The organism is Afipia sp. GW822-FHT03D08, from assembly GCF_058801645.1.
Genome location: NZ_JBXANK010000001.1, coordinates 1,276,549 through 1,291,205, shown reverse-complemented (window position 1 = coordinate 1,291,205; position 14,657 = coordinate 1,276,549). Strand labels below are relative to the sequence as shown.

Annotated in this window: 17 protein-coding genes and 1 tRNA gene; 11 read left to right on the top strand and 7 right to left on the bottom strand. The window is 62.9% G+C overall.

Annotated features, from left to right (window positions below; genetic code table 11):
- The 3 genes from AC1RM7_RS06425 to AC1RM7_RS06415 all read right to left on the bottom strand — a co-directional run bounded on the left by AC1RM7_RS06425 (position 1) and on the right by AC1RM7_RS06415 (position 3,296).
- A complete protein-coding gene (locus tag AC1RM7_RS06425) occupies positions 1–825 on the bottom strand; it encodes a transglutaminase family protein (RefSeq protein WP_024919036.1) in 825 nt (274 codons plus the stop codon).
- A 107-nt stretch (positions 826–932) separates the two neighbouring features.
- Entirely contained in the window at positions 933–1,877 is a 945-nt protein-coding gene (locus tag AC1RM7_RS06420; protein ID WP_006021270.1) for an alpha-E domain-containing protein, read from the bottom strand.
- 3 nt (positions 1,878–1,880) lie between these two features.
- Positions 1,881–3,296, bottom strand: coding sequence for a circularly permuted type 2 ATP-grasp protein (locus AC1RM7_RS06415; protein ID WP_006021269.1), 1,416 nt, complete (start codon positions 3,294–3,296; stop codon positions 1,881–1,883).
- Between the two features lie 257 nt (positions 3,297–3,553).
- Here AC1RM7_RS06415 and AC1RM7_RS06410 point away from each other — a divergent pair, with 257 nt between their 5' ends.
- The 4 genes from AC1RM7_RS06410 (at position 3,554) to AC1RM7_RS06395 (ending at position 6,223) form a co-directional block, all read left to right on the top strand.
- Entirely contained in the window at positions 3,554–4,291 is a 738-nt protein-coding gene (locus AC1RM7_RS06410; RefSeq protein WP_006021268.1) for a competence/damage-inducible protein A, read from the top strand.
- Positions 4,288–4,710 (top strand): PaaI family thioesterase, encoded by a 423-nt coding sequence (locus AC1RM7_RS06405; protein ID WP_024919037.1) that lies wholly within the window; start codon positions 4,288–4,290, stop codon positions 4,708–4,710. Before AC1RM7_RS06410 ends, AC1RM7_RS06405 begins: the two co-directional genes overlap by 4 nt.
- Positions 4,711–4,866: 156 nt before the next feature.
- Positions 4,867–5,373 carry a xanthine phosphoribosyltransferase gene (gene gpt, locus AC1RM7_RS06400; RefSeq protein ID WP_034459053.1) on the top strand — a complete coding sequence of 169 codons (507 nt, stop codon included), beginning with the start codon at positions 4,867–4,869 and terminating at the stop codon, positions 5,371–5,373.
- 148 nt (positions 5,374–5,521) lie between these two features.
- Positions 5,522–6,223, top strand: coding sequence for a DUF2270 domain-containing protein (locus AC1RM7_RS06395; protein ID WP_024919039.1), 702 nt, complete (start codon positions 5,522–5,524; stop codon positions 6,221–6,223).
- Here the strand turns inward: AC1RM7_RS06395 and AC1RM7_RS06390 are convergent, their stop codons facing one another.
- Both AC1RM7_RS06390 and AC1RM7_RS06385 read right to left on the bottom strand, forming a co-directional pair.
- Positions 6,224–7,123 carry a GNAT family N-acetyltransferase gene (locus AC1RM7_RS06390; RefSeq protein WP_024919040.1) on the bottom strand — a complete coding sequence of 300 codons (900 nt, stop codon included), beginning with the start codon at positions 7,121–7,123 and terminating at the stop codon, positions 6,224–6,226. It abuts the gene before it with no gap.
- 37 nt (positions 7,124–7,160) lie between these two features.
- Positions 7,161–8,183, bottom strand: a complete 1,023-nt coding sequence (locus AC1RM7_RS06385; protein WP_024919041.1) for a methionine synthase — start codon at positions 8,181–8,183, stop codon at positions 7,161–7,163.
- Positions 8,184–8,491: 308 nt separating this feature from the next.
- Between AC1RM7_RS06385 and AC1RM7_RS06380 the strand changes: the two genes are divergently transcribed.
- The 3 genes from AC1RM7_RS06380 to AC1RM7_RS06370 all read left to right on the top strand — a co-directional run bounded on the left by AC1RM7_RS06380 (position 8,492) and on the right by AC1RM7_RS06370 (position 11,172).
- Positions 8,492–9,187 carry a glutathione binding-like protein gene (locus AC1RM7_RS06380; RefSeq protein WP_024919042.1) on the top strand — a complete coding sequence of 232 codons (696 nt, stop codon included), beginning with the start codon at positions 8,492–8,494 and terminating at the stop codon, positions 9,185–9,187.
- Positions 9,188–9,360: 173 nt separating this feature from the next.
- Positions 9,361–9,978, top strand: coding sequence for a 2-hydroxychromene-2-carboxylate isomerase (locus AC1RM7_RS06375; protein WP_024919043.1), 618 nt, complete (start codon positions 9,361–9,363; stop codon positions 9,976–9,978).
- A 207-nt stretch (positions 9,979–10,185) separates the two neighbouring features.
- The gene (locus tag AC1RM7_RS06370; protein ID WP_024919044.1) at positions 10,186–11,172 is read left to right on the top strand and encodes an NADPH:quinone oxidoreductase family protein; all 987 of its coding nucleotides are present in this window, start codon (positions 10,186–10,188) and stop codon (positions 11,170–11,172) included.
- 4 nt (positions 11,173–11,176) lie between these two features.
- Here the strand turns inward: AC1RM7_RS06370 and AC1RM7_RS06365 are convergent, their stop codons facing one another.
- On the bottom strand, positions 11,177–12,073 hold the full coding sequence (locus AC1RM7_RS06365; protein WP_024919045.1) for a crotonase/enoyl-CoA hydratase family protein: 897 nt from the start codon (positions 12,071–12,073) through the stop codon (positions 11,177–11,179).
- Between the two features lie 163 nt (positions 12,074–12,236).
- On the opposite strand from AC1RM7_RS06365, the gene AC1RM7_RS06360 reads away from it, so the two are divergent.
- On the top strand, positions 12,237–12,734 hold the full coding sequence (locus tag AC1RM7_RS06360) for a cyclic nucleotide-binding domain-containing protein (RefSeq protein WP_034459116.1): 498 nt from the start codon (positions 12,237–12,239) through the stop codon (positions 12,732–12,734).
- Here AC1RM7_RS06360 and AC1RM7_RS06355 read toward each other — a convergent pair.
- A complete protein-coding gene (locus tag AC1RM7_RS06355) occupies positions 12,661–13,500 on the bottom strand; it encodes a metallophosphoesterase family protein (RefSeq protein ID WP_024919047.1) in 840 nt (279 codons plus the stop codon). The genes AC1RM7_RS06360 and AC1RM7_RS06355 overlap by 74 nt on opposite strands.
- A gap of 338 nt (positions 13,501–13,838) precedes the next feature.
- Between AC1RM7_RS06355 and AC1RM7_RS06350 the strand changes: the two genes are divergently transcribed.
- From AC1RM7_RS06350 to AC1RM7_RS06340, 3 genes are all read left to right on the top strand, one after another.
- A tRNA-Leu gene (locus AC1RM7_RS06350) sits at positions 13,839–13,925 on the top strand.
- Positions 13,896–14,381, top strand: a complete 486-nt coding sequence (locus tag AC1RM7_RS06345) for a hypothetical protein (RefSeq protein ID WP_152544100.1) — start codon at positions 13,896–13,898, stop codon at positions 14,379–14,381. The genes AC1RM7_RS06350 and AC1RM7_RS06345 overlap by 30 nt, the downstream gene beginning before the upstream one ends.
- Before the next feature lie 53 nt (positions 14,382–14,434).
- Complete coding sequence (locus tag AC1RM7_RS06340; protein WP_006021255.1) at positions 14,435–14,644, top strand: hypothetical protein; 210 nt, start codon at positions 14,435–14,437, stop codon at positions 14,642–14,644.
- Positions 14,645–14,657 lie beyond the last annotated feature (13 nt).

Sequence of the window (14,657 nt, the reverse complement as noted above, 5' to 3'; positions counted from 1 at the left end):
TCAGCTCTGGCTCTGCCGCCCGGCCTGATCAACCCGCACAGCGACTTCCAGCGTTTCGGTGCCGCCCCCGTAGCGGGTGCCGCGCGCCGGAGCTGCGCTCAGATAGTCGAGCCCGACCGCGACCCGGACATGGGCGTCGGTGGTGCAGATCGCGTTCGCGGCGTCGAAGCCGACCCATCCGAGCCTTTCGACATGGGCCTCCGCCCAGGCATGTCCGGCGTCCTGCGCGATCATGCCGTCCGAGCGCAGCAGATGCCCCGAGATATAGCGGGCGGGGACACCGGCGCTGCGCGCGCAGGCAATGAAGATGTGTGCGTAATCCTGACAGACACCGCGCTTGAGCGCGAAGGCTTCCGGCGCAGACGTGCCGGCGTGGGTCGGATCGGTATCGAATGTCATGTGATCGTTGATCTGAAGCATCAGCGCATGGAGAAAGCCCAGCGTGTCTCCGGCTGCTTCGGTGTAGAGGTCGCTGGCGAATTTCGCCATGGCGGCGTTGACTTCGGTCAGCGGCGTCGCGCGCAGGAACAGGCTCGGCGGAAAACGCTCGTCGGTGCCGCGCAGCACGCCGCCGGTATCATGCGTCTCGACCAGGCCCTCGACATGGATGGTCAGGTCCGAGAGCGCGCCATGGGTCAGAACATGCGTGACGTTGCCGAACGCATCCTGATGCACATCGAGGCGTGTATCGGTGGAGACGTCGATCTGCCAGTCGGCGACATATTGTCCGTCATGGCTGCCGGGCGTCATGCGCAGTATCTGGATCACGCCGGTCGCCGGCGGCTCATAGCGATATGTCGTCGAGTGGGAAATCTTCAGGCGCATGGCAAAGCCGCAGTTTCGTGGGAAGGGCGTCAGTAGCACAACGCTGTCATTGCATTGTCGCAAATACGCATCGCAATGACGGGATGCAGCCCTGCATTCCGGGCAACTCAGATCAGATACTGTTTCGAAATGGTATCGCCCAGACGCGCGTTGTCTGCAATGAACTCCTGGATGAATTCATGCAACCCGCGCTGGAACAGATCATCCATGTGCGCGTGTTCCAGCCGGTTGCGGACGCCGCGCGCGTGGCGCTGTGCGGCGCCCTGGCGGCCATAGGCGACGCCGATCTGGTCGAGATTGCGCACGAGGTTGCCGTAGCAGCTCGCCAGCGAGCGCGGCAGCGATTCATTCAGGATCAGCAGGTCGGCGATCAGCCACGGTTTCAGCGTCTCGCGATACACCCAGTGATAGGCGGTGAGCGCCGAGACCGACCGCAGGATCGAGGTCCACTGATAGTAGTCGAGCGGGCCGCCGACATGTTCTTCTTCGGGCAGCAGCACGTGATACTTCACGTCGAGGATGCGCGCGGTGTTGTCTGCGCGTTCCAGATGCAGCCCGAGCCGCGAGAACCAGTAGGCGTCGTTGCGCAGCATGGTGCGGTAGGCGGAGCCGTCGAAGCGCAGCGATGTCTCCTGCACGAAGCGAAGAAACTTGGTCAGGTCCTCGCGCGTCTTCGCGCCCTTGGGCCAGCAGGCATGCAGTTCGATCCATGCGCTGTTGATGGTATCCCACATCTCGCTGGTGAGCGCGGTGCGCACCGAGCGCGAATTCAGCCGCGCGTTCTCGATGCAGTTGCGGATCGAGGACGGATTGTCGGGCGAGAACGACAGGAAATCGACAACGGTGCGCTCGTTGGCCTCGTCGTGAAACCTGTAAAAGATGTCATCGATCCCGGCCGTGAGCAGCGCGGATTCCCATTCGTTGCTCTTGCCGACATAGGCGTCCGGCAGCGCGGTGGCGCGCAGCGTCGCCTCGATGGTGCGGGCGAGATATTCCGCCCGTTCGACGTAGCGGGCCAGCCAGTACAGACTTTCTGCGGTGCGCGACAGCATGTGTTACTCGAGAATCCAGGTGTCTTTGGTGCCGCCGCCCTGGCTGGAATTGACCACGAGCGAACCTTCCTTCAGCGCCACGCGGGTGAGACCGCCGGGCACAACGGTCACGTGATCCTTGCCGGTCAGCACGAACGGCCGCAGATCGACGTGACGCGGCGCGAGGCCGGACTCGGTACAGGTCGGACAGGTGGAGAGCGCCAGCGTCGGCTGGGCGATGAAGCCTTCCGGCTCCTTCATCAGTTTGGCGCGGAAGGCCTCGATCTGCTCCCTGGTCGCGGCGGGGCCGATCAGCATGCCGTAGCCTCCAGAGCCGTGGACCTCCTTGACGACGAGGTCCTTCAGGTTGTCGAGCACGTATTTCAGATCCTTCGGCTCGCGGCAGCGATAGGTCGGGACATTCTTCAGGATCGGCTCTTCGCCGAGATAGAATTTCACGATGTCCGGCATGTAGCTGTAGACCGCCTTGTCGTCGGCGATGCCGGTGCCGACGGCATTGGCCAGTGTGACGTTGCCGGCGACGTAAGCCGACATCAGGCCGGGAACGCCGAGCACCGAGTCGGGGCGGAAGGTGAGTGGATCGAGGAAATCGTCATCGACGCGGCGATAGATCACGTCGACGCGTTTCAATCCCTCGGTGGTGCGCATGAACACTTCATCGTTCTTGACGATGAGATCGCGGCCCTCGACCAGTTCGACGCCGAGCTTGTCCGCCAGGAACGAATGCTCGTAATAGGCCGAGTTGTAGATGCCCGGCGTCAGCAGAGCGACGGTGGGCTCGGCCTTCGAGGTAAGCGGCGCGACCGAACGCAGGGCGGCCAGCAGTTCGTCGGGATAGTTCTCCACCGGCGCCACGCGATGCCGCGCGAACAGATCCGGAAACAGCCGCATCATGATTTCACGGTTTTCCAGCATGTAGGACACGCCGGACGGCGTCCGCGCATTATCTTCCAGCACGTAGAAGTTCTCGGAATCGACGCGCACGATGTCGATGCCGGCGATATGGACATAGACGTCGTGCGGGACGTCCTGCCCGTTCATTTCCGGCCGGAACACCGGGTTCTGGAAGATCAGGTCGTCGGGGATGATCTTGGCGCGGAGAATGTCGCGGTTGTGATAGATGTCGCCGAGGAACATGTTGAGCGCCTTCACGCGCTGCTTCAGTCCCTTTTCCATTGTCGTCCATTCCTTGCCGGACAGGATCCGGGGAATGACGTCGAACGGGATCAGCCGCTCGGTGGATTCGGCCTCGCCGTAGACCGCGAAGGTGATGCCGATACGCCGGAATAAGAGTTCTGCTTCCTGGCGCCGGTATTCCAACGCGTCCGGAGGGGTCTCCTTCAGCCAGAGGCTGAGCTCGTGGTAGGCGGAGCGAAGGTCTCCACCGGTCCCATTCATTTCATCGAAGGCAACTGACATAAACCAGAACGCTTCTCTCTGCGGCGGGATACCAGATCCGCTGCTCAAACTGATGGTAGCAAGGCTTGGGCCAGCGCGATATGCATTGCCTGCGGGCAATTGGCGTGACCTTGCGTCGATCTGCCTGAAAAACGGGCGGGCGGTTGCCCAGGGATGCGGCAAAAGCTCGTGACTTCAATGCGTTGCGTACGCCAAGGTTCCGGGCGTACCGGTAGGATGGCCGGCACACCGGTTCGGGGACAGGTAGGAGAGTTAAGATGAGTGAGATCGTCACCGCCGGCATTCTTGTGATCGGCGATGAAATCCTGTCCGGGCGCACCAAGGACAAGAACATCGGCTTCATCGCCGAATACCTGACCAACATCGGCATCGACCTGAAGGAAGTGCGGGTGGTCGCCGACGACGAGGACGCGATCATCTACGCGCTCGACTCGCTGCGCCAGCGCTACACCTATGTCTTCACCACCGGCGGCATCGGCCCGACCCACGACGACATCACCGCCGACAGCGTGGCCAAGGCGTTCGGGGTCAAGATCGACCATCACCCCGAGGTTGTCGCACGCTTCAAGGAGCGCTTCGGCGCGGACCTGAACGAGGCGCGGCTGCGGATGGCGCGCATCCCGGACGGGGCGGAGCTGATTTCGAGCGCGACCATCCTCGCGCCAGGCTTCAAAATCGGAAATGTCATTGTGATGGCCGGCGTGCCTTCGATCATGCAGGCGATGATGGACATCGTCTCGCCGAAGCTGAAATCCGGCGTGCGGATGCTGTCGGAGTCGGTGCGCGCCAATGCGCGGGAAGGCGACATCGGCACGCCGCTGCGCGCCATCCAGGAAGCGCATCCCGATACCAGCATCGGCAGCTATCCGTTCCTCGACGAGAACGGCAAGCCGAACACCAATGTCGTTGTGCGCTCGCGCGATGAGGCCAAGCTGCGCGCGGCGATGACGGACGTCGAAGCCATGCTGGCAAACCTCAAGGTCGCCAAAATATGAGCGAGCGATTTTTCGAGGCCATCGCCGCGGGGAAGCTTCCGCCGCCGGAATGCGCCAGGACGCTGGGCCTTGAAATCATCGCTTACGATCTCGATGCGCATACCGTGGAACTGTGGTTCGATGGCAAGCCGGAGTTCGCTAACCCCATCGGCATCGTGCAGGGCGGTTTCCTGTCCGCGATGCTGGACGATTGCATGGGGCTCGCGTCCGCAACCATGATGAACGTCGGAGAGTTCGCGCCGACGCTCGCGCTCAATGTCCAGTTTCATCGTCCGGCGAAGATCGGCAAGCTCAAGGGGTTTGGACGCGTGACGATGCGCGGCAAGGAGATTTTCCATCTTGCCGGCGAGCTGTTTCAGGATGACAAGCTGGTGGCGACCGCCAATGCGACGTCGCTGTTTCGTAAGATCGCGTTGTGATGGCGGGAGCCGTCAGGTCCGAGAGCGCACTCCCTCTCCCCGGCGGGGAGAGGGTTGGGGTGAGGGGGCTCGATTTGTCGAGAGAGCGTACGCCCTCACCCGGATTGCTTCGCAATCCGACCTCTCCCCACGGGAGAGGTGAAGGGGAGATCGACGATGAGTGACGAGGGCGCGCGCAAACCGTTCCCGGTGTCGTGGGACCAGTTTCACCGCGATGCGCGGGCGCTGGCATGGCGGCTGAGCGGGGCAGGGCCGTTTGAAGCCATGATCGCAGTCACGCGCGGCGGCCTTGTGCCAGCGGCGGTGATCGCGCGCGAGCTCGGCATCCGCGTCATCGATACGCTGTGCGTGTCGAGCTACAGCCACACCTCGCAGGTGAGCGAGCCGACCGTCCTCAAGGGCATTTCCGGCGCGGTGTCGCGGCTCGGCGGCGGCACCGGCAAGGGGTTGCTGGTGGTCGAAGACCTCGTGGACACCGGCAAGACCGCGCGCATCGTGCGCGATCTGGTGCCGCAGGCGCATATCGCCGCGGTCTATGCCAAGCCGATGGGCAAGCCGCTGGTCGATACGTTCATCACGGAAGTCTCGCAGGACACCTGGATCTTCTTTCCGTGGGACACGGGACTGTCCTATCTGCCGCCGATCAAGGACGGGGCGGCGTAGACTCGTTTGACTTCTCCCCGCAGGCGGGGAGAGGGAGAAGGCGGGATCGCGCGGCGTAGTGCGCTGCAACGACCGAACACGCTGGAACCTCGCCGGTCGACCTCGTAATCTGCGATCATCGATGATCTGGATGTGGAGGATCGGGACCATGACCGGCAGCATGATCGAAAACAAACGCGCGTTCGATTCCTCCGATATCACTGCGCTGTCACATCTGTATCGCGGCGAGCTTTACCGCAGCACGGTCTGGCGCACGAGGCTCGATGCCACCACCAACTGGGCGGTCCTGACCACCGGCATCGCGCTGTCCCTGACGTTCAGCAGCGAGCATGCGTCGCCTCTGCCGCTGGTGCTGGTGGGGCTTCTGGTCGCCACGTTCCTGTTCATCGAAGCGCGGCGTTACCGCTTCTTCGATTTCTGGCGCATGCGGGCGCATGTGCTTGAAGTCCAGTTCTTCGGGCCCATTCTCAGGGGCGAGGGCGTCCAGACCGCGAACGGCTGGAACGAGATTCTCTATCAGGATTACAAGGCGCCCAACCTGCACATCAGTTACCTCGAGGCGGTCGGCCGGAGGCTTCGCAACAACTACTGCTGGATTTTCGCGATCCAGGTCACCGCCTATCTCGGAAAGCTTCTGATCCATCCGGAGCCCGTCGCCTCGCTGCACGAACTGTTCGCGCGGGCAACCGTCGGGCCGATTTCCGGCCAGCTTGTGCTGTTTGCCGGGCTGATCTTCCACGCGACATGGATCACCATCGCGCTGGTTACATATCGCAGCCGGCGGGGCGCGGGGCGCGCGCGGCCGCCAACTCCTGAAAAGGATCAGTTGCTGGATCTGGCGCGCGGATAATTACATGAAGCCCGGATTGCGCGGCATATACCGAGCCCAGTCGCCGACATTTCGCGTTGCCATCAGGACCATGGGCAATGTGATGCGCATCCGGCTTTCGGTGGCAATCTGAAGACATGCGTCGGCGGTGCCGGGGATAAACGCCGAAACCTGCGGCGAGCCGCCCTCAAGCGCGAGGTTCAGCGCGGCTCTGAAGGCGGGGCCGAGGCTTTCAGGCCTGGTCACCGCGAGAGGGCCGACATGACCGCTCGCGCTGACGTAGGCGTAGCCGAGGCACCTGTCCCCGTCGTGAAGGGTGACACCGCGCGTCGCGCTGTCGCTCATCAGAAACCGGTGGTGCTTTTCGCGTGAGACACCGAGCGCAGCGATATCGATCTCCGCGAGCGCCCGTATCTGGGCGTCGGTCTCCAGCGGAACGCAGTCTAACTGCTCGCCTTGCAGCCGGCCCATCAGACGATCCCGGGCAACCGACATCATGTAGATCGGAAATCCCGGGAGCAGGCCATGCCGGATATAGAGACCCTGCGACACCGTGTTGAAGCTGAACGTGATCAGCGCCCTGCGCGTCGCCCCGGCGGCCTGCGCGTGCGCGAAGGTGCGTCTGATCAGTTCATCACCGATGCCGGCGCCCTGACGGTCAGGCGAGACAAACAACTGGGCGAGAAACCACAGATCGCCGCAAACCCAGCTCCAGGCAAAGCCGACGATGTCATTGTTGTCTTCGGCGACCCACAGGCCGGCGGGATCGTCCCGCAGCGAGAACATCTGAAAGTGCGGCGGGTGGGGGCTGGCAATCGCGCCAAATCCGTGCCGTCCGGTCAGATCGTTGATGCTGCCGACCACCAGCGCATCGGCCCGCTCGAGATCTTGCGTCTGTGCGGGCCGATACACGATTGTCATGAGACCATCTCCGCTGTCGATGCCAGGTCTGTAAAAGTTACCCCAGTTTCTGCCGCGCCAGCTTCGCGCCCGCGCCGAGCGCGCGCAGCTTGGCTTCGGCGATGTCGCGGCGCATCGGCGCCATGCCGCAGTTCGTGGTCGCGACGATGTTTTCCTTCGGCACGAACTTCATCACAGCCTCGATGGTCTTCACCACATCGTCCGGCGTCTCGACAATGTCACTGGCGACGTCGATCACGCCGGCCTGCACGATTTTGCCCTTGAGCAGCGCGAGCAGCTCCAGCGGCACATGCGAGTTACGGCACTCGATGGCGACCTGCTGGATCGGGCTCTTGTCGATGGCCGGGAAAATCTGCTCGTACTGTCGCCATTCGGCGCCGAGCGATTCCTTCCAGTCGGTGTTGGCCTTGATGCCGTAACCGTAACAGATGTGAACCGCAGTTTTGCAGGTGAGGCCTTCTGCTGCGCGGGTCAGCGCTTCGATGCCCCAGTCGTTCACTTCATCCATGAAGACGTTGAACGCGGGTTCGTCGAACTGGATCATATCGACGCCGTCGGCCTGCAAGGCCTTGGCTTCCTGATTAAGAAGGTCAGCGAAGGCGAACGCCATCTTCACGCGATCTCCGTAATAGCTGTCGGAGAGGGTGTCGATGATGGTCATCGGACCGGGCAGCGTGAACTTCAGCTTGCGCGTGGTATGCCCCCGCGCGGCGCGGGCCTCGAGATCGTGGACGCGGCCTTTCAGTTTCAGCGGCGCGACCACCTGCGGCACCATCGCCTTATAACGGTCCTTGCGGATTCCCATTTCCACCTTGTGGGCGAAATCGATGCCCTCGACGCGTTCGAGAAAGCCGTGGACGAAATGCTGCCGCGCCTGCTCGCCGTCGGTGACCAGATCGATGCCGGCGTCTTCCTGGATTTTCACCCAGAGCAGCGTCGCATCGCGCTTGGCGCTGGCCAGTTCCGCGCCCTTGAGCTTCCACGGCGCCCACAGCGTATTGGGCTCGGCCAGCCAGTCGGGCTTCGGCAATGAACCGGCGATGGTCGTTTGAAACAGCATGGGGCGCTTCCATTGTTATTGTTTGCTTGGCTGGGTGCCTATCTGCCATGTCCGGGGCCTGGCATACAAGCTATTCGCGTGCTCCACCTCTCCCCGTTCTTACGGGGAGAGGTCGGATCGTGAAACGATCCGGGTGAGGGGCGAGCGTGCAGCGCGAAAGATTTGCCCCTCACCCCCAACCCTCTCCCCGCAAAGCGGGGAGAGGGAGCGCATCGCGGCCATGCGTGAGTTCTAAGGTAGCGTGTCTCTCAAGCGAGAGTTAGGATCGTGCCTCGCTCTTCCGGCTGTTCCTCACTCGCGGACATCTCATGATCGATCTCTATTACGCGCCGACACCCAACGGGTGGAAAATCTCGATCATGCTGGAGGAACTCGGGCTGCCTTATACGGTGTTTCCGGTGAACATCCGCACCGGCGAGCAGTTCAAGCCGGAATTCCTCGCGATCAGCCCGAACAACCGCATTCCGGCGATCATCGATCAGGCACCTGCCGACGGCGGCGAGCCGATCCCGATGTTCGAGACCGGCGCGATCCTGATCTATCTGGCCGAAAAGACCGGGCGCTTCCTGCCGCAGGATTTGCGCGGGCGCTTCAAGGTGATCCAGTGGGTGATGTGGCAGATGGGCGGGCTCGGCCCGATGCTCGGCCAGCACGGACACTTCGCGCTCTACGCGCCGGAGAAGATTCCCTATGCCATCGAGCGCTACCGCGACGAGGCCGCGCGGCTTTATGCCGTGCTCGACCGGCAGCTTGGCCGGACCGGCGCCTATGTCGCGGGCGAGGAGTATTCCATCGCCGACATCGCATGTTTTCCCTGGGCCATGACCCACAAGGCGCAGGGTTTCACGTTTGACGACTTTCCGAACCTCAAGCGCTGGTACGCGACCGTGCGGGCGCGGCCGGAGGTGCAGAAGGGGCTCTCCGTCGGCAAGTTCGACAAGACGCCCTTCACCGAGGAGCAGCGCAAGAACATGTTCGGCAAGACCGCGCAGCAGGCGCAGTGATTTTCAACCTCTCCCCGTTTTACGGGGAGAGGTCGCGAGCAACGCGAGCGGGTGAGGGGCCGGCATCGTATTGTGAAGTTGCCCCTCACCCCAACCCTCTCCCCGCAAGCGGGGAGAGGGAGCGATAACGAGAATCGTGCGACGTCAGGCGCACAACATAAGGAAACGCCATCATGATCGAGTTCTTCTTCGACTGTTCCAGCCCATGGACGTATCTGGCCTTCACCAACATCCAGCCGATGGCCAAGGAGCTTGGCGCGCCGATCACATGGCGGCCGATTCTGGTCGGCGGAATCTTCAACACCGTCAACAAGGCGATGTATGAGACGCGCGCCAATCCCGTGCCCGCGAAACAGGCTTACACCGCCAAGGACATGCAGGACTGGGCCCGGCTCGCCGGCATCAAGATCACCATGCCGCCGACGATATTTCCGGTGAACGCGGTGAAGTCGATGCGCGGGTGCGTCTGGGTCCAGCAGACCGCGCCGGACAAGCTCGTTCCTTATGCGACGGCGGTGTTCGAATCGTATTGGGGCGACGATCAGGACATCTCGAAGGACGAGGTGCTGACGAAAATCTGCGAGCGCGTCGGCATCGATCCGCAAAAATTCTTTGCGGGCATCGGCGAGCAGTCCGTCAAGGATCAGCTCAAGGCCAATACCGATGAGGCGATCGCGCGCGGCGCATTCGGCTCGCCGACGATCTATCTCGACAAGACCGACATGTATTTCGGCAACGACCGGCTGCCGCTGATCCACGCCAAGCTGCTCGAGATGAAGGCGACGGCGTAATTGCTATTGTCCTGGCGGATGGTACGGATCAGGACGCGGGCGTGATGCGCTCCCTCTCCCCGTGGGGGAGAGGGGTGGGGTGAGGGGGCTGGATGCCTGAAATGAAATTCGAACCCCCTCACCCGGATTGCTGCGCAATCCGACCTCTCCCCCGCGGGGAGAGGTGAAGCACACATCGCATCGTTATTGCAGATAAGGATCAATTGAATGCCGCGCGCCGTTGTCTGCCGCGAACTCGGGCCGCCTGAATCCCTGACACTGGAAGACGTGCCGCGTGCGCCGCTTGCGCCAAAGCTGGGACAAGGTCAGGTGCGCGTCGCGATCCATGCGGCGGGACTGAATTTCCCCGACATCCTGATGGCGGCGGGGGAGTATCAGCTCAAGCCGCCGCTGCCGTTCACGCCGGGGATGGAAGCGGCCGGCGAGGTGATCGAGATCGCGGGTGCAGATGGCATCAATGTCGGCGACAAGGTGATCGTGAAGGCGCGGTTCGGCTGCTATGCCGACGAGATCGTTGTGGCGCCCGATCAGCTTCTGCCGCTGCCTGCGGCGTTCGACTACGCGCAGGGCGCGGCCTTCTTCGCCGCGCACGGTACGGCCTGGCATGCGCTGCATGATCGTGCGCAGATCAAGCCGGGCGAGGTGCTGCTTGTGCATGGCGCGGGTGGCGGCGTCGGCCTCGCCGCTGTTGAGCTTGGCAAGGTGTTCGGCGCGACGGTGATCGCGTGCGCCTCAAGCGAGGAGAAGCTGGAGGTCGCGAAGCAGCGCGGCGCGGACCATGGCGTGCTCTATGGCCGCGAGCCGTTCAAGGATGCGGTCAAGCGCATCGCCGATGGAGGCGGCGTCGACGTGGTGTTCGATCCGGTGGGCGGCGAGATTTTCGAGGACAGCCTGCGTTGCATCGCGTGGGGCGCGCGGCTGCTGGTGATCGGCTTCACCGGCGGCGTCGGCGTGGCGAAGACCAATCTCGTGCTCATTAAAGGCGCCAGCGTGCTCGGCGTGCGCGCCGGCGAAGCTGTGCGCAAAAATCCCGCGCTCGGCGTCACGCGCCAGCATGATCTCACGCGTCTTGCGAACGAGCGCCGCATAAGTCCCAACATTTCGCATCGCCTGCCGCTGGAAGATTACGCGGCGGCGATGCGCTTGCTGATAGACCGCCGCGCCATCGGACGCGTGGTGCTGACGATGCGGTAGGCCTCTACTTGTATTCCCGCTCGGTCCACCACGGGAAATACGACGGCATGTCCTTCGACACCGTCTGCGCGAATTTCGCGGGCCGCTTTTCCAGGAACGACATCACGCCTTCGCGCACGTCGGCGGACTGGCCGCGCGAATAGATGCCGCGGCTGTCGACCTTGTGGGCCTCCATTGGATCGTCCGCGCCCAGCATGCGCCACATCTGCTGGCGGATCAGGGCGATCGACACCGGCGCGGCGTTCTCCACGATCTCGCGCGCGATGGCGCGGGCCGTGGTGATTAACTCATCCGCGGGCACGACCTTGCTGACGAGGCGGCCGGCGAGGGCTTCCTCGGCGGGAAACACGCGGCCGGAATAACACCATTCCAGCGCCTGCGAGATGCCGACAATGCGCGGCAGGAACCAGCTCGATGCCGCTTCCGGCACGATGCCGCGCCGCGCGAACACGAAGCCGAACCGCGCATCGACCGAGGCGATGCGAATGTCCATCGGAAGCTGCATGGTGACGCCGATGCCGACCGCCGCGCCGTTGATCGCGCCGATCACAGGCTTCAGACACTTGAAGATGCGCAGCGTCACGCGGCCGCCGCCGTCGCGCACCGCATCGTCGCTCCATTCGACTTCGCCGTTCGGGCGCAGCGGCGCAGTCTTGCGATCGGACCGCGCGGCCCGGTCGAATGTCGCGCCGCCTTCCGAAAGATCCGCGCCCGCACAGAACGCGCGTCCCGCGCCGGTCACGATGATGGCGCGGACGTCGTCGTCGGCGTCGGCGGCATCGAACGCCGCGATCAGTTCGTCCATCATGACATGCGTAAACGCATTCATCTTGTCCGGACGGTTCAGCGTGATGGTCAGGATATGGTCCTGAACCTCGTATTTGATCTGCTGATAAGCCATCGACGCTTTCTCTCCCGCTGGTTTCTTTTTGTTAATGCCGTTTGAAAGGCCATCCTAGCGCGTCTCCTCAAGTGCTGGCAATTTGCGCAGACGGGACGGCACTATGCGATGGACGTTTTAAACGGCGAGGCTTAGCCTTGCTGCGATCGGGATGGAGACCGGAATGCGTGCGGTTCTTGAACATTGCGTCGGAGGGCAGGAAACGTCGCTTCCTGCCGATGCGCTGCTGATCCGGGAAGGAGAGACCACCGGGCGGCTCTATGTTCTGCTGAACGGCCGGCTCGATGTTCTGAAGGGCGAAACGGTGGTCGCCACCGTGACCCAGCCCGGCGCCATCCTCGGCGAGATGTCGGTGCTGCTGGGCCAGCCGCATACCGCGACGGTGCGCGCCACGGTGGCCTCGAAAGTTTATCAGTTCGATGACGCCGCTGCGTTCCTGCGGGCACAACCTGCGGTCGCGCTTCTTGTCGCGCAGCTTCTTGCGCACAGGCTCAATGCGGCGACAACGTATCTCGCCGACATCAAGCGGCAGTATGCCGACCACGACAATCATCTGGCGATGGTCGGCGATGTGCTTGAAAGTCTGGTCAACCTGTCTCCGGACGCGTCGTCGCCGGGATCGGACCGCCAGCCCGAGCCACTGCCTGACTCCCGGCTGTAAGCCAATCCGGAAATGTCTCGATCCTGTCCGCGGGCCGCCGCAGCGGCTTGCCGAGGTCGATCGACTGTTCGCCTGCCGCCGAAAACCAGTAGGTCCTGTTGCTGTCCAGATCGAGCACGATGTGCGCGGGCGTCGGTCCGAACTGTTGCCCCATATTGAAGACCCATGTATCGCCGATCCGGTCGAACCAAGAGCCGTCCTTAACGAACGGTGACTGGTGCACATGGCCCGACAGCACGATGTCCGGCCTGTAGCTCTCGATCCACTGTACAAGCTCCGCATCGCCGAAAGTGCGCGCGCCGCCCCAGCTCGTCGGCGAGTTCGCGGCCGGCGCGTGATGAATCCAGATCCAGCGGCCGCGATGCGCGGCGGCGGCTTCCTCGAGCTGCACGCCGATCTGCTCCTTGACGCGCGGGCCATCCCACCATGGGCAGACCGTGAAGAAGGTATCGCCGATGGCCAGGCTCTCGCCGTCATGGGCAATGCCGAGATTGCCCAGGTCGCCGATCCAGCGCGAGATTCGCTCCCCCGCCTCGTCGCGTTCGTCGAGATCGTGATTCCCCGAGCACAGGATCACGCGCGTCTTGCTGGCGAGACGTTCGAGATATTTCCGCACGACGACGATCTGGGCGCGGAAATCGACGACCGATCCGATGTCGAGCGCATCGCCTGCGATGATCACCACATCGAACCGCGGCGCGATGCCGAGCACCCAGTCGAACTGCGGCAGGGCGTAATGCAGGTCGGCAACCACGAGGCAGCGCATGACGAATCACACCCCTAAATTCCAGTTCGCGAAAGCTCCTGAAGGCGCTGTTCGCGACGATCCGTCCGGCCCTGCATTTGTACCGTCAAACGCGAGCCGTGCAAATCGGCAGCGCGGAATTCGGCCGGTCTTTTCGCCGCATGACATGCGATTGAGGCCTGCCATGCCTATGTTTTTTGCATTCGCGCGCGCCGGAGCGGCGTTGCGGAGAGCGTTTCAGAGCGCTCGATCATCGATTCCGGGTGCCCGGATTCCGGCGATATTGTCCACGGCACGCGCGTTTTACGTCACAAACCGGGCTTTCAGCCGCACCCCGCGCGATGTTACAACCCGCGCGCGCGGACGTGGCGGAATTGGTAGACGCAAGGGACTTAAAATCCCTCGATGGCAACGTCGTGCGGGTTCGATTCCCGCCGTCCGCACCAGCACATAAGGTTACCGCCTCCGTCGAAGCGATATTGCAGGATACGAACGTGTTTTTCAGAACTGCCGTACGCGCATTGCTTGCCTCCGTAATATTTGCCCCGACTCTTTTTATCCCAATGATCGCCCGCGGTCAGGGAAGTGAATGGCCGGCGGCGCTGGTCTGTCAGGCGAGCGTGCAATCCTATTTCAACCTGCCGCAACCGCCGCGCCAGATCGATGAAAGTTTCGGCTGGCTGATTTTCAGAAGTTCGCTGGGCGGCGTCTATGACTGCAAGGTGTGGGGCAGCTCCGTTTCGCTGAAATGGAAAAGTCACAACGGCACCATGAGCAACAGCAGGACTGAGGTCGATGCGAATGGTCCGGTGCTGACGGTTCGTCCCGGCGGAACGGGACAGTGGCGATTTCGCCGCATTGCTGACGGATATGGTTTGTTAAACGAGGGCAGGCACCGTTAAATGTGCCCGGGGGAATCTATCTGACCTCCTGACCGCCGATCGAAGGACTGACAATGGTGGACAAGCAAGCCCTGCGCGAAGAGACCGAACGGCTGGTGCGCGAGGCGATGGAACGCAAGGCTCTCGTGGTCAAGCAGGGCAACACGCGCTTCGAGGCCACCTGCGGCAAGTGCGGCAAGGCCAACCGCGTCACCGCGGAGAAGGGCACCAAGCGCGCGGCGTTCACCTGCAAGGAATGTGGCCACAAGCAGGAAACGCTCTGACGCCGCTACGCTG